23 protein-coding genes are annotated in these 23313 nt (G+C 67.6%); 11 read left to right on the top strand and 12 right to left on the bottom strand.

Annotation, left to right across the window (positions count from 1 at the left end; translation table 11 throughout):
• Window positions 1-29 precede the first annotated feature (29 nt).
• Together glpE and ACJ7IV_RS12620 are read left to right on the top strand one after the other, a co-directional pair.
• Entirely contained in the window at window positions 30-350 is a 321-nt protein-coding gene (gene glpE / locus ACJ7IV_RS12625; protein ID WP_483864696.1) for a thiosulfate sulfurtransferase GlpE, read from the top strand.
• 8 nt (window positions 351-358) lie between these two features.
• Complete coding sequence (locus ACJ7IV_RS12620; protein WP_483864695.1) at window positions 359-1501, top strand: tRNA nucleotidyltransferase/poly(A) polymerase-related protein; 1143 nt, start codon at window positions 359-361, stop codon at window positions 1499-1501.
• A 9-nt stretch (window positions 1502-1510) separates the two neighbouring features.
• Here the strand turns inward: ACJ7IV_RS12620 and folK are convergent, their stop codons facing one another.
• Complete coding sequence (gene folK / locus ACJ7IV_RS12615) at window positions 1511-2029, bottom strand: 2-amino-4-hydroxy-6-hydroxymethyldihydropteridine diphosphokinase (protein ID WP_483864694.1); 519 nt, start codon at window positions 2027-2029, stop codon at window positions 1511-1513.
• Entirely contained in the window at window positions 2029-2394 is a 366-nt protein-coding gene (gene folB, locus ACJ7IV_RS12610) for a dihydroneopterin aldolase (RefSeq protein ID WP_483864693.1), read from the bottom strand. Before folB ends, folK begins: the two co-directional genes overlap by 1 nt.
• A 138-nt stretch (window positions 2395-2532) precedes the next feature.
• Here folB and plsY point away from each other — a divergent pair, with 138 nt between their 5' ends.
• Window positions 2533-3120, top strand: a complete 588-nt coding sequence (plsY, locus tag ACJ7IV_RS12605; protein WP_483864692.1) for a glycerol-3-phosphate 1-O-acyltransferase PlsY — start codon at window positions 2533-2535, stop codon at window positions 3118-3120.
• Between the two features lie 2 nt (window positions 3121-3122).
• Here the strand turns inward: plsY and tsaD are convergent, their stop codons facing one another.
• The gene (gene tsaD, locus ACJ7IV_RS12600) at window positions 3123-4151 is read right to left on the bottom strand and encodes a tRNA (adenosine(37)-N6)-threonylcarbamoyltransferase complex transferase subunit TsaD (protein ID WP_483864691.1); all 1029 of its coding nucleotides are present in this window, start codon (window positions 4149-4151) and stop codon (window positions 3123-3125) included.
• Window positions 4152-4412: 261 nt separating this feature from the next.
• On the opposite strand from tsaD, the gene rpsU reads away from it, so the two are divergent.
• Together rpsU and dnaG are read left to right on the top strand one after the other, a co-directional pair.
• Window positions 4413-4628, top strand: a complete 216-nt coding sequence (rpsU, locus tag ACJ7IV_RS12595; protein ID WP_016416934.1) for a 30S ribosomal protein S21 — start codon at window positions 4413-4415, stop codon at window positions 4626-4628.
• Between the two features lie 151 nt (window positions 4629-4779).
• Complete coding sequence (gene dnaG / locus ACJ7IV_RS12590; protein ID WP_483864690.1) at window positions 4780-6636, top strand: DNA primase; 1857 nt, start codon at window positions 4780-4782, stop codon at window positions 6634-6636.
• Between the two features lie 8 nt (window positions 6637-6644).
• Here the strand turns inward: dnaG and ACJ7IV_RS12585 are convergent, their stop codons facing one another.
• Complete coding sequence (locus tag ACJ7IV_RS12585) at window positions 6645-6851, bottom strand: hypothetical protein (protein WP_483864689.1); 207 nt, start codon at window positions 6849-6851, stop codon at window positions 6645-6647.
• Between the two features lie 25 nt (window positions 6852-6876).
• Between ACJ7IV_RS12585 and rpoD the strand changes: the two genes are divergently transcribed.
• Window positions 6877-8709, top strand: a complete 1833-nt coding sequence (gene rpoD, locus ACJ7IV_RS12580; RefSeq protein ID WP_213312856.1) for an RNA polymerase sigma factor RpoD — start codon at window positions 6877-6879, stop codon at window positions 8707-8709.
• A gap of 108 nt (window positions 8710-8817) precedes the next feature.
• Here rpoD and ACJ7IV_RS12575 read toward each other — a convergent pair whose 3' ends face one another.
• Window positions 8818-9474, bottom strand: a complete 657-nt coding sequence (locus tag ACJ7IV_RS12575) for a hypothetical protein (RefSeq protein WP_483864688.1) — start codon at window positions 9472-9474, stop codon at window positions 8818-8820.
• Between the two features lie 323 nt (window positions 9475-9797).
• Here ACJ7IV_RS12575 and ACJ7IV_RS12570 point away from each other — a divergent pair, with 323 nt between their 5' ends.
• The 5 genes from ACJ7IV_RS12570 (at window position 9798) to ACJ7IV_RS12550 (ending at window position 14550) form a co-directional block, all read left to right on the top strand.
• The gene (locus ACJ7IV_RS12570) at window positions 9798-10571 is read left to right on the top strand and encodes an ABC transporter ATP-binding protein (protein WP_483866587.1); all 774 of its coding nucleotides are present in this window, start codon (window positions 9798-9800) and stop codon (window positions 10569-10571) included.
• Entirely contained in the window at window positions 10568-11314 is a 747-nt protein-coding gene (locus tag ACJ7IV_RS12565; RefSeq protein ID WP_483864687.1) for an ABC transporter ATP-binding protein, read from the top strand. The genes ACJ7IV_RS12570 and ACJ7IV_RS12565 overlap by 4 nt, the downstream gene beginning before the upstream one ends.
• A gap of 84 nt (window positions 11315-11398) precedes the next feature.
• Window positions 11399-12619 (top strand): ABC transporter substrate-binding protein, encoded by a 1221-nt coding sequence (locus ACJ7IV_RS12560; protein WP_483864686.1) that lies wholly within the window; start codon window positions 11399-11401, stop codon window positions 12617-12619.
• A gap of 57 nt (window positions 12620-12676) precedes the next feature.
• A complete protein-coding gene (locus tag ACJ7IV_RS12555) occupies window positions 12677-13564 on the top strand; it encodes a branched-chain amino acid ABC transporter permease (RefSeq protein ID WP_483864685.1) in 888 nt (295 codons plus the stop codon).
• Window positions 13565-13566: 2 nt separating this feature from the next.
• On the top strand, window positions 13567-14550 hold the full coding sequence (locus ACJ7IV_RS12550) for a branched-chain amino acid ABC transporter permease (RefSeq protein WP_483864684.1): 984 nt from the start codon (window positions 13567-13569) through the stop codon (window positions 14548-14550).
• Window positions 14551-14628: 78 nt separating this feature from the next.
• Here the strand turns inward: ACJ7IV_RS12550 and gfa are convergent, their stop codons facing one another.
• The 7 genes from gfa to pqqC all read right to left on the bottom strand — a co-directional run bounded on the left by gfa (window position 14629) and on the right by pqqC (window position 23241).
• Entirely contained in the window at window positions 14629-15339 is a 711-nt protein-coding gene (gene gfa, locus ACJ7IV_RS12545) for an S-(hydroxymethyl)glutathione synthase (RefSeq protein WP_483864683.1), read from the bottom strand.
• A 99-nt stretch (window positions 15340-15438) separates the two neighbouring features.
• The gene (locus ACJ7IV_RS12540) at window positions 15439-16548 is read right to left on the bottom strand and encodes an S-(hydroxymethyl)glutathione dehydrogenase/class III alcohol dehydrogenase (protein ID WP_483864682.1); all 1110 of its coding nucleotides are present in this window, start codon (window positions 16546-16548) and stop codon (window positions 15439-15441) included.
• 99 nt (window positions 16549-16647) lie between these two features.
• Window positions 16648-19203, bottom strand: a complete 2556-nt coding sequence (locus ACJ7IV_RS12535) for an insulinase family protein (protein WP_483864681.1) — start codon at window positions 19201-19203, stop codon at window positions 16648-16650.
• Window positions 19190-21034 carry a S9 family peptidase gene (locus tag ACJ7IV_RS12530; RefSeq protein ID WP_483864680.1) on the bottom strand — a complete coding sequence of 615 codons (1845 nt, stop codon included), beginning with the start codon at window positions 21032-21034 and terminating at the stop codon, window positions 19190-19192. The genes ACJ7IV_RS12535 and ACJ7IV_RS12530 overlap by 14 nt, the downstream gene beginning before the upstream one ends.
• Window positions 21031-22182, bottom strand: coding sequence for a pyrroloquinoline quinone biosynthesis protein PqqE (gene pqqE, locus ACJ7IV_RS12525; protein ID WP_483864679.1), 1152 nt, complete (start codon window positions 22180-22182; stop codon window positions 21031-21033). Before pqqE ends, ACJ7IV_RS12530 begins: the two co-directional genes overlap by 4 nt.
• Window positions 22175-22465 carry a pyrroloquinoline quinone biosynthesis peptide chaperone PqqD gene (pqqD, locus tag ACJ7IV_RS12520; protein ID WP_483864678.1) on the bottom strand — a complete coding sequence of 97 codons (291 nt, stop codon included), beginning with the start codon at window positions 22463-22465 and terminating at the stop codon, window positions 22175-22177. The genes pqqE and pqqD overlap by 8 nt, the downstream gene beginning before the upstream one ends.
• Window positions 22462-23241, bottom strand: coding sequence for a pyrroloquinoline-quinone synthase PqqC (gene pqqC / locus ACJ7IV_RS12515; RefSeq protein WP_483864677.1), 780 nt, complete (start codon window positions 23239-23241; stop codon window positions 22462-22464). The genes pqqD and pqqC overlap by 4 nt, the downstream gene beginning before the upstream one ends.
• Window positions 23242-23313 lie beyond the last annotated feature (72 nt).

Here is a 23313-nt window from a genome sequence, read left to right as displayed (position 1 = left end):
TCGATCACTTCCTGACACGAGGCGCTTCCATGAGCTTCCAGCATCTCGATATCGCCACCCTCGCGACCTGGCTCGACGAGGGCCGCGACGCCGCGCTGGTGGATATTCGCGACGCCCTGAGCTTCGCCCAGGGACATATTCCCGGTAGCCGGCGGCTCGACAACGACACGGTGGGCGACTTTGTCGAGACGACCCCCGTCGAGCGCCCGGTGGTGGTGGTCTGCTACCACGGCCACTCCAGCCAGCAGGCCGCCGCCTGGCTGGCCGGCCAGGGCTTCGCGGCCGTCTATAGCCTCGATGGCGGCTTCACCGACTGGCAGATGCGCCACCCCGATCGGGTAGAGGCCTGAGCGTGGCGATGACGGACGACCCGGCCGTGCGCGGACTCTCGGTCTATCGGGTGGGCGGTGCGGTACGTGATGCCCGCCTCGGCTGGCCGGTCACCGACACCGACTGGGTAGTGGTCGGGGCCACCCCGGAGGCACTGCGTCGCCGTGGCTTCCGGCCCGTGGGGCGTGACTTTCCGGTCTTCCTCCACCCCGAGACCCACGAGGAGTACGCCCTGGCACGTACCGAGCGCAAGGCGGGCCACGGCTATACCGGTTTCGTGGTCCATACCAGTCCGGAGGTGACCCTGGAGGAGGACCTGGCGCGCCGCGACCTGACCATCAATGCCATGGCCGAGACCCCGCAGGGCGAGCTGGTCGATCCCTATGGCGGCCTGGCCGATCTGGAGGCGCGGGTGCTGCGCCACGTCTCCCCGGCCTTCGTCGAGGACCCGCTGCGCGTGCTGCGCACCGCGCGCTTCCTGGCCCGCTACGCAGGACTCGGCTTCACCATCGCCGAGGCGACCCGGGCGCTGATGCGTGAGCTGGTGGAGAACGGCGAGCTCGCCCACCTGGTGGCCGAGCGGGTGTGGGTCGAGACCGAGAAGGCGCTGGCCGAACCCTGGCCCGAGGTCTACTTCCAGGCGCTCGACGACTGCGGCGCCCTGGCGGTGCTGATGCCGGCGCTGGCCGCCGACCGGGAGGCCTTGGACGAGGCCTTGGGTCGGCTGCATCGGCTGCCCGAGGAGGGGGAGGGCGAGGCCCTGGCCCGCTGGCGCTGGGCGCGGCTGGTGGAGCACCTGGACGAGGCGGCCCGGGGCGAACTGGCCGAACGCCTGCGCCAGCCGAAGGCCTACGTCGAGCTGGCACGGCAGGTGGCACAGACCCGTGCGCTGGTCGCACAGGCGCGCCGCGCGCCCCCCGATGGGGCGCGGCTGCTGGCCTGGCTGGATGCCATCGATGCCTGGCGGCGCAGCGAACGGGTGGTGCCGCTGATCAGCCTGGTGAGCCTGGAGGCGCCGGCGCTGGCCGAGGAGCTGGCCGTGGCCTGGCGGCTTGCCGCCCAGGTATTGCCGAAGACGCTGGTAGAGGAGGGGTTCAAGGGGCGCGAGCTGGGCGTGGAGCTCGCCCGGCGGCGGCGTGAGGTGATCGATGCCGCCCTGCGGCGCGAGTAGGCCGGCCGTTCAGTCGGGGTGCGAGATCCGGCGGCCGGCCCAGCTGAAGGCCACCGGCCAGAGCCGCTGGTCGCCCGCCTCGAAGCGGCGCCACAGGGCCGCGTAGGTCTCGCCGCTCCCGGGCAGGCGCGCCTCGGGCAGCAGCTCGGCCAGGGGCTGGAGCACGAAGGCGTGGTGGGTGATCTCGCCCCGCGGCAGGCTGACGCCGTCGTGCTCGCCGCTGAGCTCGCCCACGGTCAGCAGGTCGACATCCAGGGTGCGTGGGCTGAACTTGGGGCTGCCCTCGCGCCGGCCGTTGGCGAACTCGAGGCGCTTGCACCAGGCCTGCAGCTCACCCACCGTGGCCTCGCTCTCGAAGGCCGCCACCAGGTTGTAGAAGTTGCGCCCATCCTCGAAGCCCACCGGTTCACTCTCGAATACCCGCGAGACCCGCAGCCCCTCGAAGGAGGCCGCCAGGGCATCCAGGCAGACACGCACATGGTGCTCCCGCTCGATATTGCTGCCGATGCTGACCGTGACCAGGGCCATCACACTGCTCCCGGGCGGGAGCCGCGCTCGATGCGTACGCCCACTGCGGCCGCGGCCGCCACGGCTCCTGGCTTGCGCAGCGTCAGGCGCAGCCAGGCGATGCCGAACTCCTCACGCAGGGCCTCGGCCAGGCGCTCGGCAAAGGTCTCCACCAGGGCAAAGTCATGCTCGGCGGCGAAGGCCTGGATGCGCTCGCTGATCGCCGCATAGTCGAGGGTCCGGGAGATGTCGTCATCCGCCGCTGCGGGGCGGATATCGGTGGCCAGCTCCAGGTCGAGCACCAGGCGCTGGGTGATGGTGCGCTCCCAGTCATAGACCCCGATCACGGCGTCGACGGCGAGGGACTCGATCAGCACTAGATCCATGGCGGGATTCCGGGCGGCTCAATGGCAAAGGGTGGTGGGGATTGTACGCGAGCGACGCTGCACCGAACACCTTGGCGGCTGGGCAGCCCGGGGCGGGGCTGTCAGAATGGCCGGGTTCCCGTTGCAGGAGGGCCGGCCGTGGAGGCGCCACTGATCTTGCTGCTGCCGCTGGTGGTCCTGGGCTACCTGAGTGGCAGCTGGCTGGGTGCCCTTAGCGTGTGCCGGCTGGCCGGCGTGGGCGATCCACGCCTGGCAGGCTCCTTCAACCCGGGGTTTTCCAATGTCCTGCGCCTGCACGGCCGGCGATTTGCCCTGGCGACCCTGCTGGTGGATGCCGCCAAGGGTGTACCGGCCCTGGCGCTGGCGGTTCTGCTCGGGTTGCCGCCCTGGGCCCAGGGGCTGGTGGGCCTGGCCGTGCTGCTGGGCCACAGCTACCCGGTCTGGCATCGCTTCCGCGGCGGCAAGGCGGTGGCCAGCGCCTTCGGGGTGATGCTGGTGCTGACCCCGGGGGTGGCGCTGGTGTGTGCTGCGCTATGGGCGCTGCTCGCCTGGCGGGTGCGCACCGCCGCGGTGGCGTCGCTGGCCAGCGCCGCCGCTGCTCCCCTGGCCAGCCTGTGGCTGGCGCCGGATTACGTCATCGTGGTGATCGCCTTCACCCTGCTGGTGCTGGTGCGCCACGTGCTCAATATCCAGCGCCTGGGGCGCGGCGACGAGCCGCCCTTGTAAGCTTACGGCTTACGCAGGGTATCCATGGGCCAGCGCGGCACTGCTTTCATAACGCCGGTCTCGTCACGTTCGCCGGCCTGCAGTCGCTGGGCGCCCACATAGGCGATCATGGCACCGTTGTCGGTGCAGAAGCGCCCGCGAGGGTAGTAGGCCCGGGCGTCGCGCTTCGCGCACTCGCGCTCCAGCCGCTCGCGCAGCCGGGTGTTAGCACTGACCCCGCCGGCCACCACCAGGCGCTTGAGGCCGGTCTGGTCCAGGGCGCGGCGGCACTTGATCACCAGGGTGTCGACCACCGCCTCCTCGAAGGCGCGGGCCACGTCGGCGCGTGCCTGGTCGTCGAGTTTGCCCGCCTCCTCGAGCTGGCGAATGGCGGTGAGGGTGTGGGTCTTGAGCCCCGAGAAGCTGAAGTCGAGACCGGGACGGTCGGTCATCGGTCGCGGGAATCGCAGGCGTGCGGGGTCGCCGTTCTCGGCCAGGCGCGCTATCTGGGGGCCGCCGGGGTAGTCCAGGCCCAGCATCTTGGCCGCCTTGTCGAAGGCCTCGCCGGCGGCGTCGTCCACCGACTCGCCGAGCAGGGTATAGGCCCCCAGTCCGCGCACCTCGACCAGCTGGGTATGGCCGCCGGAGACCAGCAGGGCCACGAAGGGGAAGGCGGGACGGTCCTCCTCCAGCATGGGTGCCAGCAGGTGGCCCTCCATATGGTGGACGCCGAGTACCGGGATATCCAGCGCCCGGGCCATGCCGTGGGCAGTGGCGGCGCCCACCATCAGCGCCCCCACCAGGCCAGGGCCGGCGGTGTAGGCGATGGCGTCGAGATCCGCACGGACCAGGCCCGCCTCGTCAAGCACCTGCTGGATCAGCGGCAGCAGGCGGCGGGTGTGATCGCGGGAGGCAAGCTCCGGCACCACGCCGCCATATTCGACGTGCAGGGCGACCTGGCTGTAGAGGGCGTCGGCCAGCAGGCCGCGCTCGGTGTCGAAGAGGGCGACGCCGGTCTCGTCGCAGGAGGTCTCGATGCCCAGTACGCGCATGGTGTCGGCTCGGTGTCTTGGAAATGGCCGCCATTCTACGTGGAATGGACACGGAAAGCATTTGCATAGGCCGGGCGTGAGGTCTAGACTACTGTGCGCTGCAAGACTGGGTCGTGCACCCAGGTGGCGAAATTCCGCGACCGATACCCTCGTTTTCCGGCGCGCTCAGGCGTTCCGGGCGTTTGTTCGTCGCGAAACGTGCCACCCGCAGGGGTGTGCGTACTAACCGAACTCTAGTTACCTAAGGTAGGTGAGTGCTTAATGCCTTCTGTCAAAGTACGAGATAACGAGCCGTTTGACGTCGCGCTGCGTCGCTTCAAGCGTTCCTGCGAAAAAGCCGGTGTTCTCTCCGAGGTGCGTCGTCGCGAGCACTACGAGAAGCCGACCGCGGAGCGCAAGCGCAAGGCGGCCGCTGCCGTCAAGCGTCACGCCAAGAAGCTCCAGCGTGAGCGCAAGCGCTTCGAACGGCTCTATTGATCCGTACTGGAGACGTCGGGCCCCAGGCCCGGGCTGTCTCAGGAGGACGCCAAGCGGCCGCCATCCGGTGGCCGCTTGTTTTTTCCGGGTCGGTGGCGGCTGCCGTCGACCCAGGGTGATCACACCGCAGCCGTCGAGGTGATCCGACTTCATGGCCGGACAGATTCCCCAGCGCTTCATCGATGACCTGCTCGCCCGCGTCGACGTGGTCGAGGTGGTGGGTGACCGAGTCAAGCTCAAGAAGGCCGGACGCAACTACTCGGGCCTGTGCCCCTTCCACCAGGAGAAGACGCCGTCGTTTACCGTCAGTGCCGACAAGCAGTTCTATCACTGCTTCGGCTGCGGTGCCCACGGCAATGCCCTGCGCTTCCTGATGGAGTACGACAAGCTGCGCTTCCCCGAGGCGGTGGAGCAGCTGGCCGGACGCCTGGGCATGGAAGTGCCCCGTGAGGGGGCCGACGACCCGCGCGCCCAGGCCAGGGAGCGCAAGCGCAAGGAGGGTGTGAACCTCCTCGAGCTCTCGGCCAGCTTCTTTCGCGAGCGGCTGAAGATGCCGGAAGGCCAGGGCGCCCGGGAGTACCTGGAGCGTCGCGGCCTGGCGCCGGAGGTGATCGAGACCTTCGGTGTCGGCTATGCCCCGGACACCTGGGAGAGCCTCAAGCGCCATCTCGGTGAGCGCGGGATCGGCGAGGCGGTGCAGGTGGAGTATGGCCTGCTGGTGCATCGCGAGGAGAGCGGACGCACCTATGACCGCTTTCGCGACCGGGTGATGTTCCCGATCCGCGACATCAAGGGGCGCACCATCGGCTTCGGCGGGCGGGTGCTGGGTGATGCCAAGCCCAAGTACCTCAACTCGCCCGAGACCCCGGTGTTCCACAAGGGGCGCGAGCTCTATGGCCTCTACGAGGCGCGCCAGGCCGATCACCGCCTGGAGCGGCTGGTGATCGTCGAGGGCTACATGGATGTGGTGGCCCTGGCCCAGTTCGGCATCCGCAATGCGGTCGCCACCCTGGGCACCTCCACCAGTGAGGAGCATCTCGGGCGACTGTTCCGGCTGGTCAATGAGGTGGTGTTCTGCTTCGATGGCGACCGTGCCGGGCGTCAGGCCGCGACACGGGCGCTGGAGACGGTGCTGCCGCTGATGATCGATGGCCGCCAGGCACGTTTCCTGTTCCTGCCCGAGGGGGAGGATCCGGACACCCTGGTGCGTCGCGAGGGCAGCGAGGCCTTCCAGGACCGCATCACCTGCGCCAGCCCGCTGTCGGAGTTCCTCTTCGACCAGGCGGCGGCGGGCCGTGACCTGGCGCGCATCGAGGAGCGTGAGCGTTACGCCAGCCAGGTGCTGAAGGCGATCGGGCGTTTGCCGGAAGGGGTGCTCAGGTCGCTGATGCTGAGCGAGCTGTCGCGGCGCACCGGTGTCGAGGCGGCGAACTTCTCGGCCCTGCTGGCAAGGGGCGAGGGCATAGCGGGGCGAGAGTCGCGCGGCGCACAGGAGCCAGCCGCCATGGAAGGGGGGGAAGGCAGCGCCATGTCGGAGCCACCGCCCCGGGGCGAGAGCAGTGTCGCTCTTGCGCGTCGCTCCGGTGGGGCGTTGAGCCTGACGGCGCGCGCCCTGCAGCTGCTGCTTCACGAGCCGGCGCTGGTGTCGCGGTTGCCCGAGGAGGACGACTGGTGTCCGGAAGAGGAGCCCGACGGGGTACTGTGTCGCGAGGTGATCCGCCTGCTGAGGGCTGGTGGCTACCGCAGCCCCCAGGTGCTGCTGGCGCACTTCCATGGCAGTCCCGAGGGTGAGCGCCTGGCGGCACTGGCGCGGCGCGAGCTGCTGATCCCGAAGCCGGCACGGGGTGCCGAGCTCGAGGAGCTGGTGGCGCACTTCCGGCGGCACCGTCGCAGACGCTCACCCCAGGAGGAGTTCGACGCACTGCTGGCCAGGGAGAAGGCGGGGGAGCGGCTGTCGCGGGAGGAGAAACAGCGACTGATGGCGTTGATCACCGAACTGCATCGCTGACCGGAAGGTCAAAAAAACACACGACGGATTGGCGCTGCGGTTGATTTCTCTCCTAACATCCCCACATAGGAGACAGCGCTCGGCACCGGCGTAACCTGACAACCTAACACACCTGAATGACCGCGCAAATAGATCGAACTGGCAGAAAGGTGCTTTCTGCCGCTATACTGTTCGGCTTCATGAGTTTTCTCCACCCAGCGCTTCAGGTGCTTCATTCTTCTTCGTCGAGATAGGGTTTCTATGGCTGGAAATGCGCAGCAGCAGTCGCGTCTGAAGGAGTTGATCGCGCGCGGCAAGGAACAGGGCTTCCTGACCTATGCCGAGGTCAACGACCACCTTCCCGAGGATATCGCCGACCCGGATCAGGTGGAAGATATCATCGGCATGATCAACGACATGGGCATCAGCGTCGTCGAGGAAGCGCCCGATGAAGATACCCTGATGATGTCGGATCACTCCACCGACGAGTCGGCGGCCGAGGAGGCCGTGGCGGCGCTGGCCGCCGTGGAAAGCGACGTGGGTCGTACCACCGATCCGGTGCGCATGTACATGCGCGAGATGGGTACGGTGGAGCTGCTGACCCGCGAGGGCGAGATCGAGATCGCCAAGCGCATCGAGGAGGGCACCCGCGAGGTGATGTCGGCGCTGGCCTACCTGCCCGGCGCGGTGGAGTCGATCCTCGATGCCTATGACACGACCCAGGATGAAGAAGCCCCGGGCCGACTCTCTGACCTCTTCTCCGGCTTCATCGACCCCGACGAGGGCATTCCCGGTGTGGCCGAGGCGGAGGTTCCCGAGGAGGAGCCCCAGGCGGCGGGTGACGACGACGAGGACGCCGAGGCCGAGGAGGAGACGACCGGCGGCCCCGATCCCGAGGAGGCCCGCGCCCGCTTCGAGCAGATCCGCGAGCAGAACGCCGCGGCCCAGGCCGCCATCGAGGCCCACGGCCGCCACTCCAAGCCCGCCCAGGAGGAACTGGCGCGGCTGGCTGAGCTGTTCTCGCCGATCAAGCTGGTGCCCAAGCACTTCGAGCGCCTGGTCAACCAGGTGCGCATCAGCGTCGAACAGGTGCGCGCCCAGGAGAAGGCGGTGATGCAGCTGTGCGTCAAGAAGGCGCGCATCCCCCGCAAGACCTTCATCAAGGCCTTCCCGGGCAGTGAGTCCGATCCCGAGTGGCTGGATGCCTTCGCCGGCGAGCACCCCAAGTATGCCGACCGCCTCGCGCCGCTGCGCACGGATATCCAGCGTGCCCAGCGCAAGATCGCCTTCGAGGAGGAGATGGTTCGCCTGCCGGTGCAGGAGATCAAGGAGGTCAACCGCCGCCTCTCCATCGGCGAGGCCAAGGCTCGCCGCGCCAAGAAGGAGATGGTCGAGGCCAACCTGCGCCTGGTGATCTCCATCGCCAAGAAGTACACCAACCGTGGCCTGCAGTTCCTGGACCTGATCCAGGAGGGCAACATCGGCCTGATGAAGGCGGTGGACAAGTTCGAGTACCGTCGCGGCTACAAGTTCTCCACCTATGCCACCTGGTGGATTCGCCAGGCGATCACCCGCTCCATCGCCGACCAGGCGCGCACCATCCGTATTCCGGTGCATATGATCGAGACCATCAACAAGCTCAACCGGGTCTCCCGGCAGATGCTTCAGGAGATGGGGCGCGAGCCCACCCCCGAGGAGCTGGGCGAGCGTCTCGAGATGCCCGAGGACAAGGTGCGCAAGGTGCTCAAGATCGCCAAGGAGCCGATCTCTATGGAGACGCCCATCGGCGACGATGACGACTCCCACCTGGGCGACTTCATCGAGGACAGCTCCATGGTGCTGCCCATCGACTCCGCCACCGGCGAGGGGCTGATAGAGGCGACCCGCAACGTGCTGGGTGGGCTCACCGCCCGGGAAGCCAAGGTGCTGCGCATGCGCTTCGGCATCGACATGAACACCGACCACACCCTCGAGGAGGTCGGCAAGCAGTTCGATGTCACCCGCGAGCGGATCCGCCAGATCGAGGCCAAGGCGCTGCGCAAGTTGCGTCATCCCAGCCGCTCCGAGCCGCTGCGCTCCTTCCTCGACGAATAGGGTGCGAATCGCGCCGGCTCCGGCCGGCGTTGGTGCCATGAAGAAGCCCCGACAGGCCAGGCCTGTCGGGGCTTCTTGTCTTGTCGGCGGCCGTGCGCCGGAGGCGGCTCAGCCCGCCTTGCGCGCCAGGGCCCAGCGGCGGGCCAGCAGGACGAATTCGATCACTGCAATCAGCAGCAGGGCGTAGCCGAACAGCTCCACCACCTCCTCGGCGGCGCTCTTGAAATCACGCAGGTAGTTCTCCTGGAGGATCGCCTGCCAGAAGTCGCCACGTCCGTAGAGGCGCGAGAAGACGTAGGTGGTCAAGAAGCCCGCGGCGAACAGGCCGAAGGAGAGGCTGTTGGCGTAGCTGGCGAACTCGGCCGCGAAGCGCCGCCGCTGGCGGATGACCACGAACAGGATCGGCAGCACCGTGAGGCTGACCAGCAGCTGCCAGGCCCCGTCGAAGACCCGAGAATCGAGCAGTGCATCCTGCTCGCGGATCAACGAGGCAAACAGGAAGCCGAACATCAGCAGGGCAACGAGGCGCAGCTGGCCTAGCCCGAGCATCACGTAGAGCAGCAGGGCGGAAGCGGTGGCCAGCAGGCTGGTCTGGGCCAGTTCGGTGAAGCCGCGTTCGGAGAAGCGGGCATCAGGGAAGTGCAGGGATTCGTAGAAGACCCCCTGGGCGATACCCGCCACCAGCAGGATATAGAGCGTCGCACGCAGGCATACGGCACGGAACCCGATGGGCCAGGAAGGCTCGGGCAGAGACTTATGGGGCATGGCGAAGTTCGAATATGCAGGCAATAGTGTTTGCGTATTCTACCTGCCCCGCCAACCGGTGGCTAACCTTGCGGGCTAGTTGTTTGCAAACTATTGAATTTATGGGGCCTACACCATTAGTCGAGTTTTCACCCTGGCCTATTGCCGAGTCGGAATCACTCCTCTAGCTTACGTTAACGTAAAGTGCCGAGGCCGGTGACCACTCGAGGATCGCCACCTGTCCGATGCGGATGACCACAGCCGTCATGCCGACGACGACAACGGCCAACAACAACGACAACAGCACCAAGGCGGGTCGCCAGGCGACCCCGAGAGGACGATCCATGACCCAGGAGTTCATACTGGAGACTCGCGGGTTGACCAAGCAGTTTCGCGGCTTCACCGCCGTGGACGACGTCAATCTGCAGGTTCAGGAGGGGCATATCCATGCCCTGATCGGCCCCAACGGGGCCGGCAAGACTACCGTCTTCAACCTGTTGACCAAGTTCCTGCCGCCGACCCGCGGCGAGATTCTCTATCGCGGCAAGCCCATCACGCGCATGAAGGCCAACGAGATCGCGCGTCTCGGCCTGGTGCGCTCCTTCCAGATCTCCGCGGTGTTCGGCCACATGACCGCCCTGGAGAACGTGCGGGTGGCCCTGCAGCGCAAGCTGGGGACCTCCTTCCACTTCTGGAAACCCGAGAGCAGCCTCGACCACCTCAACGACCGTGCCCTGGAACTGCTCGCCGAGGTGGGCCTCGCCGAGTACGCCGACGTGCTTACCGTGGAGATGCCCTACGGGCGCAAGCGCGCCCTGGAGGTGGCTACCACCCTGGCGCTGGAACCCACGCTGATGCTGCTCGACGAGCCGACCCAGGGCATGGGCGCCGAGGACGTCGACCGCATCGTCGAGCTTATCCGGCGTGTCTCCAGGGGGCGCACCGTGTTGATGGTGGAGCACAACCTGAGCGTGGTCAGCCGGCTGTGCGACCGCATCACCGTGCTGGCCCGCGGCGCCGTGCTGGCCGAGGGCGACTATCAGGAGGTGTCGCGCAACCCCCAGGTGCGCGAGGCCTACATGGGCAGTGAAGCGGCGGAAGAGGAGGCCAGCGCATGAGCCAGGCAGCCGAGGCGATCACCGAGTATCGCGACCTCGACGGTGCCGAGATGCTGCGGGTCAGCGACCTGCACGCCTTCTACGGCGAGTCGCACATCCTCCACGGCGTCGACTTCGACGTGAAGCGCGGCGAGCTGGTGACCCTGCTCGGCCGCAACGGCGCCGGGCGCAGCACTACCCTCAAGGCGATCATGAACATGGTCGGCCGGCGCACCGGCTCGATCATGATCAACGGCAACGAGACGCTGAACATGAAGCCCCACCGCATTCCGCGGCTGGGCATCGGCTACTGCCCCGAGGAGCGCGGCATCTTCTCGAGCCTCGATGTCGAGGAGAACCTGCTGCTGCCGCCCACGGTGCGCTCCGAGGGCATGAGCATCGACGAGATCTATGCGATGTTCCCCAACCTCCACGAGCGGCGGCGCAGCCAGGGCACCCGGCTCTCCGGTGGCGAGCAGCAGATGCTGGCCATGGCGCGCATCCTGCGCACCGGGGCGCGGCTGCTGCTGCTCGACGAGATCACCGAGGGGCTCGCCCCAGTGATCGTCCAGGCGCTCGGCGAGGTGCTGGTCAAGCTCAAGGAGCGGGGCATGACCATCGTGCTGGTGGAGCAGAACTTCCGCTTCGCCGCGCCGCTGGCCGACCGTCACTTCGTGATGGAGCACGGTCGCATCATCGAGGAGATCAGCGCCGCCGAACTGCCGTCGCGTCGCGACCACCTCAACAGCCTGCTGGGGGTGTGACGGCACGCCCGTCGCCCGGCAGTTTCACCACCGCCAACCGTATCGACAACAACAAACCGCCCCTCGTGGGCCACGGAGTCAATCATGACCTTCAACCGCAAGATTCTCGCTACCAGCGTTGCCCTGGCCACCGCCACCCTGATGGCCACCGGCGCCCAGGCCCAGATGAGTGATGATGCCGTGCGCATCGGCTACCTGGCCGACATGTCCGGTACCTACCGTGACCTCGCCGGACCGGGTGGCCTGGCGGCCCTGGAGATGGCCATCGAGGACTTCGGCGGCGAGGTGAACGGCGCCCCCATCGAGGTGTTCAGCGCCGATGACCGCAACAGCGCCGATGTGGGTGCCAACACCGTACGTGAGTGGTTCGATACCCGCAACGTCGACCTGGTGGCCGGCCTGGTGGCCTCCTCGGTCTCCATCGCTGCCACCAAGGTGATCGAGGAGAACGACGGCCTGGGCATCGTCTCCGGTTCCGCCGCCTCCAGCATCACCAACGAGCACTGCACGCCCAACCATATCCACTGGGTCTATGACACCTACCCCCTGGCCAACGGCACCGCCAAGGCGGTGGTGGAGCAGGGCGGCGACAGCTGGTTCCTGCTTACTGCCGACTACGCCTTCGGGCATGCCCTCGAGGCCGACGTGACCAAGGTGGTGGAGGAGAACGGCGGCGAGATCGTCGGCGGCGTGCGCCATCCCTTCCCGACCAGCGACTTCTCCTCCTACATCCTCCAGGCCCAGGGATCCGGGGCCAAGATCGTCGGCCTGGCCAACGCCGGTGCCGATACCGTCAACGCCATCACCACCGCCAGCCAGTTCGGCCTGACCCAGTCCGGCCAGCAGCTCGCCGGCCTGCTGATCTTCCTCAACGACGTCCACTCCATGGGCCTCGAGGATACCCAGAACCTGCTGCTCACCACCGGCTGGTACTGGGACATGGATGACCAGGCACGCGAGTGGGCCGACCGCTACTTCGACCGGGTGGGCGCACGTCCGACCATGGTCCAGGCCGGCATCTACTCCAGCACCATTCACTACCTGGAGACCGTGGCCGAGGAGGGCACCGATGATCCCGAGGCGATCCGCGCGGCCATGGCCGAGCGCCCGGTGGATGACTTCTTCGCCCGCAATGGCCAGATCCGTGAGGATGGCCGCATGATCCACGATATGTACCTGGCCCGCGTGAAGACGCCCGAAGAGTCCACCGACGAGTGGGACGTCTACGAGATCCTCGCCACCATCCCGGCAGAAGAGGCCTACCGCCCGCTCTCGGAGAGCCAGTGCAAGCTGGTCAACAACTGAGCGGATGCGGAACCGGCGGCGGCTGCGGCCGCCGCCAGCTGACGGGAGGTCCATGACATGACAATGATTTTTGGGGTGCCAGTGATGGTGTTCATGGGCCAGCTGATGCTGGGCCTGATCAACGGCGCCTTCTATGCTCTGCTCAGCCTGGGGCTGGCGGTGATCTTCGGCCTGCTGAAGATCGTCAACTTCGCCCACGGTGCCATGTACATGCTGGGTGCCTTCGTGGCCCTGCTGGGCCTGCAGCACCTGGGACTCAACTACTGGGCGGCGCTGCTGGTGGTGCCGCTGGTGGTGGGGGGGCTGGGTATGCTGATCGAGCGCTTCATCCTGCGCCGCATCGCCCACCTCGACCACCTCTACGGGCTGCTGCTCACCTTCGGCCTGGCGCTGATCTTCGAGGGCACCCTGATCAACTTCTTCGGCGTCTCGGGCTCGAGCTACCCCACGCCCGAGGCCCTGCAGGGGGGCGTGAATCTCGGCTTCATGTTCCTGCCCACCTATCGTGGCTGGGTGCTGTTGGCGGCCCTCGGCGTCTGCCTGGCCACCTGGTTCATCATCGAGCGTACCCGCCTGGGTGCCTACCTGCGCGCCGGCACCGAGAACTCGGCGCTGATGCAGGCCTTCGGGGTCAACGTGCCCCAGCTGATCACCCTGACCTACGGCTTCGGGGTGGCCCTGGCCGCCTTCGCCGGGGTGCTGGCCGCCCCGCTCTACCCGGTGTCGCCGACCATGGGCTCGAGCCTGTTGATCGTGGTCTTCGCCGTGGTGGTGATCGGTGGCATGGGCTCGATCATCGGTGCCGTGATCACCGGCCTGGCCATGGGCCTGATCGAGGGCCTGACCAAGGTCTATTATCCCGAGGCCGCCAATACCGTGATCTTCGTGGTGATGGTGGTGGTCCTGATGCTGCGTCCCGCGGGACTCTTCGGCAAGGAGGCGTGACCATGTCCACCACGACCGCACTGACACCCGCCATGAAACTGAAACGGCGCGCGAACCGGCGGCGCAGTGCCCTCTATCTGGTGCTGATCGCCATCGCCCTGGTGGCCCCCTTCGTGGCCTACCCGGTGTTCCTGATGAAGGTGCTGTGCTTCGCGCTGTTCGCCTGCGCCTTCAACCTGCTGCTCGGCTATGCCGGCCTGCTCTCCTTCGGGCACGCCGCCTTCCTGGCCACCGGCGGCTATTTCACCGGCATCATGCTGGCCAGCTACCCGGGGCTGACCCCCGAGCTCGGCATCCTGATCGGCACCTTCGCCGCCGTGGTGCTGGGCACCCTGTTCGGCGCCCTGGCGATCCGCCGGCAAGGCATCTACTTCGCCATGGTGACCCTGGCCCTGGCGCAGATGATGTTCTTCTTCTTCGTCCAGGCGCCCTTCACCGGCGGCGAGGATGGCCTGCACGGGGTGCCGCGTGGCGAGCTGTTCGGGCTGATCAGCCTGAAGAGCAACCTCAGCATGTACTACTTCGTGCTGGCGGTGTTCCTGATCGGTTTCGCCATCATCCAGCGCGCCGTGCACTCGCCCTACGGCCAGGTGCTCAAGGCGATCCGCGAGAACGAGCCGCGTGCCGTGTCGCTGGGCTACAACGTCGATGCCTACAAGCTGGTGGCCTTCGTGCTCTCGGCGGGCCTCGCCGGCCTGGCAGGCTCCACCAAGACGGTGGTGTTCCAGCTCGCCTCGCTGACCGATGCCCACTGGCACATGTCCGGCGAGGTGATCCTGATGACCCTGCTGGGTGGGGTGGGCACGCTGTTCGGCCCGCTGGTGGGGGCCGGTGTGGTGGTCAGCCTGCAGACCCAGCTGGCGCAGTCGCCACTGGGCAACTGGGTGAGCGTGATCCTCGGCGCCATCTTCGTGATCTGCGTGTTGAGCTTCCGCAGCGGCATCGTCGGCGAGATCCAGAAGATCGTGAAGAAGAACTTCAAGTAACCCGAGACAGCCACTCAACCATCGGGCGCCCCAAGGGGCGCCCGATGGTGTTTCTGCGGGACTAGGAACGGCTCGACGTCACAGGACTCCCTTGGCCTTGGCCGTATGGATGGCGATGGCATCCATCAGCGGGGGTGAAAGGCAGTCGTAGGGTTCCAGGCCCAGCTCCTTGAGCCGTCCACGGACCTTGTCCATGTTGTCCGGGTTGGCGCCCGACTCGATGATGGAAGAGACGAAGGCGGCGAACTCCGGCGCCGCCCAGCCCGTGTCGTCGGAGAGTTCCGTGTGGATGAAGTCCAGGCCGTGGAAGGGGTGGTCGGTATTCTCGATGCGGCCGAACATGTGGACGCCGCACTCCTTGCAGGCATGACGCTGGATAGCGGCCGAGGGGTCGACGACCTCCAGCTTGTCCTCGTTGGCCGTGACGCTGAGGCTCTCGCGGGGCACCACGGCGACCATCGAGAAAAGGGCCCCCTCGGGTTTCCAGCACTTGGTGCAACCGCACACATGGTTGTGGGCGCACTGTGCCTTGACGGTCACCTCCACTGGGTTGTCGGAACAGTGGCAATGCAGGGTGCCGCCGTTGAAGCTGTCGCTTCCAGCACGCACACCGCTGTTCACGGCGGGATGGATCCTGATGTCGCTCATGGTGGTGGCTCCCTGGGTGGTGGCTGCTGCGGAGGATGTTGCTGCGGGTGATTCGGGTCGGTCACGGCCCTGCTGGGGCGCTGTCGAGGATGTCGCCCCCTGGCCGCCGAACCAGCGCTTCAGGGTGTCCATCAGGCTCATGGGCTTCCGCTCCTCTTGTAGTCTTGTCAGCATGGCGATCACCTGCGTCGTAGTGGGCCAGGCGGTACCTGTCGGTCACGCCGCCCCGGTAACGAAGCCTCAGTAGTGAAGCACGGTGCGGATACTCTCACCCCGGTGCAGCAGCTCGAAGGCCTCGTTGATCTTCTCGAAGGGCATGTCGTGGGTGATGAAGTCGTCGATATTGATCTCGCCGTTCATGTACTGCTCGACATAGCCCGGCAGCTCGCTCCTGCCCTTGACGCCGCCGAAGGCGGAGCCCTTCCAGACACGACCGGTGACCAGCTGGAACGGACGGGTGGAGATCTCCTCGCCGGCACCGGCCACACCGATGATGACCGATTCGCCCCAGCCCTTGTGGCAGCACTCCAGCGCCGAGCGCATCACGTTGACGTTGCCGATGCACTCGAAGGAGTAGTCGACGCCGCCGTCGGTGAGGTCGACGATGACCTGCTGGATGGGGTCGCTGTAGTCCTTGGGATTGACGAAGTCGGTGGCACCGAACTGCTCGGCGAGCTTGAACTTCTCCGGGTTGACGTCGATGGCGATGATCCGCGAGGCCTTGGCCATCACCGCACCCTGGATCACGGCGAGGCCGATGGCACCCAGGCCGAACACGGCGACGGTGGCGCCCGGCTCGACCTTGGCGGTGTTCATCACCGCGCCGATGCCGGTGGTCACGCCGCAGCCCAGCAGGCAGATCTTGTCCATGGGCGCCGCCTTGGAGACCACCGCCAGGGAGATCTCGGGCAGCACGGTGTACTCGCTGAAGGTGGAGGTGCCCATGTAGTGGTGGAGCATCTTGCCGTCCAGCGAGAAGCGTGAGGTACCCTCGGGCATCACGCCCTTGCCCTGGGTGGCGCGCACCGCACCACACAGGTTGGTCTTGCCGGAGAGACAGAACTTGCACTGGCCGCACTCGGCGGTATAGAGCGGGATGACGTGGTCGCCGGGACGCACGTTGGTGACGCCCTCGCCCACCTCCTGGACGACGCCGGCACCCTCATGGCCCAGCACCGCCGGGAAGTTGCCCTCCGGGTCGGCCCCGGACAGCGTATAGGCATCGGTATGGCAGACGCTGGTGGCGGCGATCTTCACCAGCACCTCGCCGGCCCTGGGGCCCTCGACGTCGATCTCGACCAGTTCCAGGGGCTTGCCGGCTTCCATGGCGACGGCGGCACGTGACTTCATGGTGACTCTCCCCTCGTTGCCAATCTGGAGGCATGCGTTAATGATTATGCAGTCAGTCTAGGTGAGCTTAGGCGAGTCGATTGTTCGGCAGCAGCATAACTACGTTGCCGGTGGGCAATGCTGAGAGGCAGGAGAGCCAGGCGAGGTAGGCGCATGGGCCCACCAGCGCATCGGCAGGGTGCCGCCTGCCAGGGCCGAGGCCAGGACCTCGAGGTCGGTCGCGGTGAGTGAGTCGAGGTCAGCGCCTTCCTGTTGCCAGGGGGCCAGTCGCCAATCCGGTGGGGAGGCGGTGTCGGACGGTGACCGGCGCAATGCCTGCCAGGCTCGCTCGATGGCCTCGTCATGGGTTTCAGGCGGCCCCTGGCGCGCAAGCAGGCCACGACGCAGCCGCTCCAGCTGCGGCGCATCCCGCCGGGCCAGCCTTACGGCATCGGCGTCAAGAAACGCGAGGATGGCCTGACGCAGCGTCTCCACCGAGGCCCTTGGCGACTGCACGACATAGCCCAGTCTCGGCCAGCCCGACGACTCCCGGTAGCGCACCGCCGCGACATAGCCGAGTCCTCGCCGCTGGCGCATCTCCCGATGGTAGGCGGCGTCATGGCAGTGCGCCAGCAACTGCAGCAGCCAGCGCATGCGAGGGCCGTCGTCGCTCCCCTCGACCTCCAGCATCACGGCCCGGTCGTCTCCCTGCGGGGCGAGCCAGGTCATTTCCTGGCCATCGCCTTGCGACGCATCGCGAGGCGGGGAGGGATACTCGGCATGGGACAGCCGCTCGGCGAAGCCCTTGGCCGTGCCCTGCGCCTCCCGCGTCCCCATCTCGCCCCGGGCCCAGCAGAGCAGGGTGGGCATGGCGTCAGGCGGGCACGGCGGTGGGCGTGTTTCCAGATGACCCAGCAACTGCTGGGCGAGCAGGCCGCTCGAGAAGGCGGGGCCTGTCGGCGCTGTCACGGCACTCGAGGCCATCCAGTCGTCCAGGGCCTGATCCACCAGCGAGGCGAGACCGGCGGGGCTGCCGCGGGCCATCAGCCAGTCACCCCGGGCGTCACTGCCCAGGGTGAGCGCCTGGCCCCTGGTGCCGGCCGCCTGGCGCAGGGCCAGGGTCCGGCGCTGCCAGTCACGCAGACGCGCGTCATGGTCCCGAGCAGCGGCGGGCCACCCCAGGCACCAGCCGGTCTCGCCCTCGCGGGTCGGCCAGTCCAGGCCATCCCACCACAGCGAGAGATGAGCATCCCGGTAGAGCAGCCCGGCCGTCGGCCTATCCTCGGCCTGTGGGCCGAGTCGGTCATCCGGGACGCGGCGCAGAGGAAGGGGGGCAGGTACCTCGGGCAGGGCCAGATCGCGAGGGGGGCAGGAGAGGTCGAGGAGACGCCAGGGAGTCGCGGTCTCTTCGGTGTGGCTCCAGGCCCCGGTGGGCCGTTCGGTACTCTCCCGCCACAGCAACCGACACTGTTCCGGGGCGAGCCACGCCGACAGGGTGTGGCGATCCAGGTCCATCGGTGAGCAGGTGCTGGCAGTGAGGCGCAGGCTCAGTCGTTGCGCCTGCTTCCGGGGCCAGGCATCGAGGTCGATCCTCCTTGCCGGTGGCGGGGTGAAGGCGTGACGCCGACATGCCTGCCGAAGGGCGCGCTGGCAGGTGGACACCAGCGGTGCGATATCCGATGGCGTTTCCATAAGGTCGATTGTCAGGCTCAGGGCTGGCCCGGTGCCCTCGGGGGCCATGTCGGCCTTCAGCTCCTGGACCGCATAGGCCTGCTGCAGGGTGGCGGCCAGGGCGCCATCGTTCAGCTGCGAGGCAACCGCTCGCAGTGGTGCAGTGAAGGCACTGGCGAGGGCACCCGGCAATGGCCACAGCAACTCCAGGGTATTGGCAGCGGGCAGGCTCGACTCATTCGGGGAGTGCCAGGCCACCCCGCGTGGTGTGGCCCAGCGCCAGCGATCTGGAGACGGCGTGTCGACGGCCGTCGCCGGGAGCCGGCGGCCATGGCGTTCGATCAGGCCAAGCTGCTCGTCCACCGGCTGTGGGCCGAGCACCACCAGGGCCATCCGGTCGGCACGGTAGTGGCGGGCATGAAAGTCGCGCAGGCGGGCGACCAGCACCCGCGGGTCATCTCCGAGGGTGTCCCGGTTCCCGGCGTGGCAGGCCGCGGCCGGATGGCCGGGGTCGAACAGCCGGCCCAGCGCGGCCAGGCGATGCAGCGCCGGGTCGTCCAGGCGGGCCCGGAACTCGGCGTCCAGCACCTCCACCTCGTCGACGATGGCGTCGGGGTCGAGGCGGGGATAGCCGAGCAGGTCGACCAGTCGCGCCACGCCAGCCTCGGCGGCGTCTACCGGAAGGTGCAGGTGGACGTCGGTGACCTCCTCCCCGGTATGGGCATTGTAGCGCCCCCCCAAAGAGCCGACCCACCGGGCCAGGGCGCTTCTGCCGGGCCAGCGGTCACTGCCCAAGAAGAGCCCGTGTTCCAGCAGGTGGGCCAGGCCCCGACAGTCGGCCGGGTCATCGAGATACCCCACGCCGGCCGCGCCGACTAGTCGTGACTGGCGAGCCCGGGGGACCTGTGCCGCCATGATCCACAGGCCATTGCCGAGACGACGTGACGCCACTCGGCTGCCGGGGGGCAGGCCGGCTGAAACGTGATCGAAATCAGCCTTGCCCATTGCGCTGCTCCATGAAGAAGTGCATTTCGGCCGCAATCATGCGGCAGCGATTGTGCGGCTGACGAATGCCGTGCCCCTCGTCCTTGAACAGCATGACCCTGGCCGGGACACCGCGGTGGCGCAGTGCCTCGACCATGGACAGCGTCTGCTCCGGCACCACCACGTTATCGTGGTTGCCCTGGAAGAAGATGACGGGTGTGGTGAAGGTATCGAGCCGATGGATCGGGCTGCGATCCCGCTGGCTCTGCGCATCGCCCAGCAGCCAGTCGAGGTAGCCGCACTCGAAACGGTGGGTCCGGGTGGCCAGGTGCGGGGCATCGGTGACGCCGTAGAGGCTGGCCCCGGCCCGGAAGAGGGAACTTGTCGCCAGCAGGTTGAGCACGGTGAAGCCGCCGGCGCTCTGGCCCCGTACGAACAGCCGATCGGTATCGGCCAGGCCGCGGGCCACCAGTGACCTGGTTAGTGCGATCACATCCTCGACGTCGATGCGGCCCCATTCGCCTGCCAGGCGCTCACGGTAGGCCCGTCCGGCATTGCCGCTGCCGCGGGGGTTGATATCGGCCACGGCGAAGCCGTGTGTCGTCCAGTAGTGGACCAGCGGATCGAACACCGGATAGCAGGCCGAGGTGGGGCCGCCATGCACGCGTACGATCAGCGGCGGTGGCCGGGTCGAGGCGGTGTCGGGACCATAGAGGAAGGCCGAGACGTGTTGGCAGTCGGCCACGGTGGCCTGCAGCGCCTGCGGCAAAGGGGGATCCTCGGGGGTGGGCAGCGCGAAGAGCGTCTCCTCGGCATGGGTCGTCAGGTTCACGCGGGACAGTCGCGCCGCATGCCGAGCCCCTTGGGTAATGGCGTAGAGCCAGCCATCGGCATGCGCCAGGCCCACCAGCCGGCCGGCATCGCGCAGGATACCGGCGTGCTCACGACCCCGGCCATCGGTGATCAGGATCCGCGCCGCCCCCTCCTCGAAGGCCATCAGCACGCCCTGGTCGTGTGCCGGCCACAGATGCTGGCACTCGCCGAGCTGCCAGGGAGTGGACGCGTGGTCGGCCTGCCGCTTGCCGAGTCGCTGGATATCGAGTGCGCCGGCAGGACCGGTCACCCGATATGGCTGCCACCAGCCACCATGGTCGCTGAGCACGATGAGCTCGTTGGCCGCGGTGAAGCGGGGCTGGGTGATGGCGGCGCCGGCATCCCAGTGGGACAGGTCATGCAGCTTGCCCTGGGCGTCCAGCCTTGCCTGGCCCAGGCGCGAGCGCTGCCAGGGCATGACCCCGAGGTCCCATTCGACCCAGGCGAGCCGGGTGCCGCAGGGGGATAGAGCCGGTGCGCCATAGAAATCGGCGCCGGCCACCAGCAACTGCCGGCGTTTTCCATCCAGGGCGACCAGGCGCTGGCTGGCGTCGCGGCCATGGCCGCTTTCCTCCACGGCGAGCAGCCTCCGTCGCTGCGGGTCGGGGGTGAGCCCGCCATAACGGCAGTCATGCCGCGACCACCAGGGGCAGGCCTCACCGCCGTTCAACGGCTGGCGATGGAGGTCCTGGCTTTCGGCCTCGACGAAGATGGCGTGCTCATCCAGGCAGGCCAGGGCGCCGCCGCCGTAGCCGTTGACGCGACTGGCGATATCGAGGTGCTCGGGGCTCAGCGCTTGTGTTTGGCCATCCTCGAGCCGGTCGTGCCACTGCCAGAGCCGACGTCTTCCTGTGTCGGGGTCGGTTGCCAGCCAGAGTATGCCTCGGGCGGTGGCACGCAGGTCGCCCAGGCCATCGGCGGTCAGTGCTGCCTGGCGCAACAGGTCGTCATGCGGCTCGCCGGACTGAGGAACCTTCATGTGCGGCAGAACACCCTCGATTCATGGACGTTGCGTGGCGTCAGCTCCCGGGCAGAGCGGGTGTCGCCCTCCGCCTCGCGGCGGGCCGCCTCGACCAGGTGATGGTCAGGCGAGAGATCGCACACCGGGTCGGTAGCGGCGGGATCACCGGTGAGCAGGTAGGCCTGGCAGCGACAGCCACCCACATCCCGGTGGCGCTCGTCGCAGCTGCGGCAGGGCTCCGACATCCAGGCATCGCCGCGATAGCGGTTGAAGGCCTCGCTCTGGTACCAGATCTCGCGCAGAGGGCGCTCGCGCACTGTGGGGAAGCGCATCGGCAGCATGCGTGCGCTGTGGCAGGGCAGCACCGCGCCGTCCGGCGCCACAGTCATGAAGATCGACCCCCAGCCTCCCATGCAGGCCTTGGGACGGTCGGCGTAGTAGTCGGGCACCACAAACAGCAGTTGCATGTCGCGTCCACGCTCGGCCAGGCGCTCCCGCCAGCGTGCCGTAGTGGCCTCAGCGGCCTCGAGCTGGGCCGGACTGGGCAGCAGCCCGGCGCGATTGAGATGTGCCCAGCCATACAGCTGGCAGTTGGCGAGCTCCACCGCATCGGCGCCGAGTTCATCGCACAGGGCAATGATGTGATCGAGTCGGTCGATGTTGTGGCGGTGCAGTACCACGTTGAGCACCATGGGGTAGCCTGCGGCCTTGACGGCCCGCGCCATGGCCAGCTTCTTCCCGTGGGCCTTGCGCGAGCCGGCCACTGCCGCGGCGACATCGGGGTCGGAGGCCTGCAGGCTGATCTGGATATGGTCGAGTCCCGCCTCGCGGAGCGCCTCGATGCGCGACTCGTCGAGTCCCAGGCCGGAGGTGATCAGGTTGCTGTAGAAACCCAGTCGACGGGCTTCGGTCACCAGAGTCTCGAGGTCCCGGCGAACCAGGGGCTCGCCACCAGAGAAGCCCAGTTGCACTGCCCCCATGGCACGGGCCTGGGTCAGGGTGTCGATCCACTCCGCGGTATCGAGCTCCTCCTCGACCGCGGCGAAGTCCAGAGGATTGGAGCAGTAGGAGCACTGCAGCGGGCAGCGGTAGGTCAGCTCGGCAAGCAGCCACAGCGGGGCGCCGGTCTGGCCGTCGGGGGTTACGGTGTCAGTGCTGTCAGTCATGATGGATCCACCCTTGTTGCGCGGCGTCGACCATGAATTCGTGGACATCCTCGGCGATGGCCGCGGCGGGAGCCTCGGGGTAACGCGCCTGCAGGGCCGCGATCACCGCGTCCACGTCCCTCTGCCCATCGAGCTGGGCGAGGATGGCGCCGGCGGTGTCGTTGAGCTGCACCATGCCCTCGGGATAGAGCAGCACGTGACGCTGCTGGGCCTCTTCCCACTGCAGACGCCAGCCGGGACGCAGGCGGCAGACGCTGCGCCCGTCGATGGGTACGTCGTTCATGACAGCCCCCGGTGATAGACGCGCCGGTCGGTGACGGTATGGTAGGGCGCCCGGTCGAGCTGGTAGGCCAGGGTCATGGCGTCGAGCATCGACCAGAGCACGTCGAGCTTGAACTGCAGTATCTCCAGGGCGCGTTGCTGGGCGGCGGCGGTGGTGCAGACTGCCAGCGCCACCTCCAGGCCGTGCTCGACATCACGACGCGCCTCCTTGAGGCGCTTGCGGAAGTAGCCGTAGCCGGCCGCATCGATCCACGGATAGTGGGTCGGCCAGGTATCCAGGCGGCTCTTGTGGGCCGCCGGAGCGAACAGCTCGGTGAGCGAGGAGATCGCCGCCTCCCGCCAGTCGGCACGACGCACGAAGTTGACGTAGGCATCCACCGCGAAACGTACGCCGGGCAGCACGTGCTCCTGGGACCACAGCTCGTCACGGCTCAGCCCCACCGCCTCGCCCAGGGTCAGCCAGGCCTCGATACCGCCGCCATCCTCGCCATGGCCGTCATGATCGAGCAGCCGCTGGATCCAGCGCCGTCGCGTGGCGGCGTCGGGACAGTTGGCGAGCAGGGCAGCATCCTTCTGGGGAATGTTGATCTGGTAGTAGAAACGGTTGGCGACCCAGCCACGCAACTGCTCGGGGGTGGCGCGTCCCTCGGTCATGTCCACCTGGTAGGGATGGTGGATATGGTAGTAGGCCCCCTTGGCCATCAGGGCCTCGCGGAAGGCCGTGGGGCTAAGGGCCTCTCCCTGCGAACTCGCCAGTGGCGAGGCGATACTTGTCATATGTGGCTCCTCCGTTGTGGCTGGATGCGCCACTACCGCTTCAGGCATGGCAGATATCAGAACGCCGGTCCT

This window comes from Halomonas sp. C10-5, assembly GCF_057169305.1.
The sequence above is the reverse complement of the archived record's forward strand: the minus strand, read 5'-3'. Positions and strand labels throughout refer to the sequence as shown.

What these genes read in the sequence shown, in the direction of transcription:
- pqqC (WP_483864677.1), bottom strand. Translation starts at nt 23,241, where the DNA reads ATGACAAGTATCGCCTCGCCACTGGCGAGTTCGCAGGGAGAGGCCCTT.
- ACJ7IV_RS12560 (WP_483864686.1), top strand. Translation starts at nt 11,399, where the DNA reads ATGACCTTCAACCGCAAGATTCTCGCTACCAGCGTTGCCCTGGCCACC.
- ACJ7IV_RS12535 (WP_483864681.1), bottom strand. Translation starts at nt 19,203, where the DNA reads ATGGGCAAGGCTGATTTCGATCACGTTTCAGCCGGCCTGCCCCCCGGC.
- ACJ7IV_RS12585 (WP_483864689.1), bottom strand. Translation starts at nt 6,851, where the DNA reads ATGAAGCACCTGAAGCGCTGGGTGGAGAAAACTCATGAAGCCGAACAG.
- folB (WP_483864693.1), bottom strand. Translation starts at nt 2,394, where the DNA reads ATGGATCTAGTGCTGATCGAGTCCCTCGCCGTCGACGCCGTGATCGGG.
- ACJ7IV_RS12540 (WP_483864682.1), bottom strand. Translation starts at nt 16,548, where the DNA reads ATGAAGTCACGTGCCGCCGTCGCCATGGAAGCCGGCAAGCCCCTGGAA.
- ACJ7IV_RS12555 (WP_483864685.1), top strand. Translation starts at nt 12,677, where the DNA reads ATGACAATGATTTTTGGGGTGCCAGTGATGGTGTTCATGGGCCAGCTG.
- ACJ7IV_RS12620 (WP_483864695.1), top strand. Translation starts at nt 359, where the DNA reads ATGACGGACGACCCGGCCGTGCGCGGACTCTCGGTCTATCGGGTGGGC.
- rpsU (WP_016416934.1), top strand. Translation starts at nt 4,413, where the DNA reads ATGCCTTCTGTCAAAGTACGAGATAACGAGCCGTTTGACGTCGCGCTG.
- pqqD (WP_483864678.1), bottom strand. Translation starts at nt 22,465, where the DNA reads ATGAACGACGTACCCATCGACGGGCGCAGCGTCTGCCGCCTGCGTCCC.
- pqqE (WP_483864679.1), bottom strand. Translation starts at nt 22,182, where the DNA reads ATGACTGACAGCACTGACACCGTAACCCCCGACGGCCAGACCGGCGCC.
- glpE (WP_483864696.1), top strand. Translation starts at nt 30, where the DNA reads ATGAGCTTCCAGCATCTCGATATCGCCACCCTCGCGACCTGGCTCGAC.
- ACJ7IV_RS12530 (WP_483864680.1), bottom strand. Translation starts at nt 21,034, where the DNA reads ATGAAGGTTCCTCAGTCCGGCGAGCCGCATGACGACCTGTTGCGCCAG.
- ACJ7IV_RS12565 (WP_483864687.1), top strand. Translation starts at nt 10,568, where the DNA reads ATGAGCCAGGCAGCCGAGGCGATCACCGAGTATCGCGACCTCGACGGT.
- folK (WP_483864694.1), bottom strand. Translation starts at nt 2,029, where the DNA reads ATGGCCCTGGTCACGGTCAGCATCGGCAGCAATATCGAGCGGGAGCAC.
- gfa (WP_483864683.1), bottom strand. Translation starts at nt 15,339, where the DNA reads ATGAGCCTGATGGACACCCTGAAGCGCTGGTTCGGCGGCCAGGGGGCG.
- ACJ7IV_RS12550 (WP_483864684.1), top strand. Translation starts at nt 13,567, where the DNA reads ATGTCCACCACGACCGCACTGACACCCGCCATGAAACTGAAACGGCGC.
- ACJ7IV_RS12570 (WP_483866587.1), top strand. Translation starts at nt 9,798, where the DNA reads ATGACCCAGGAGTTCATACTGGAGACTCGCGGGTTGACCAAGCAGTTT.
- ACJ7IV_RS12575 (WP_483864688.1), bottom strand. Translation starts at nt 9,474, where the DNA reads ATGCCCCATAAGTCTCTGCCCGAGCCTTCCTGGCCCATCGGGTTCCGT.
- tsaD (WP_483864691.1), bottom strand. Translation starts at nt 4,151, where the DNA reads ATGCGCGTACTGGGCATCGAGACCTCCTGCGACGAGACCGGCGTCGCC.
- dnaG (WP_483864690.1), top strand. Translation starts at nt 4,780, where the DNA reads ATGGCCGGACAGATTCCCCAGCGCTTCATCGATGACCTGCTCGCCCGC.
- rpoD (WP_213312856.1), top strand. Translation starts at nt 6,877, where the DNA reads ATGGCTGGAAATGCGCAGCAGCAGTCGCGTCTGAAGGAGTTGATCGCG.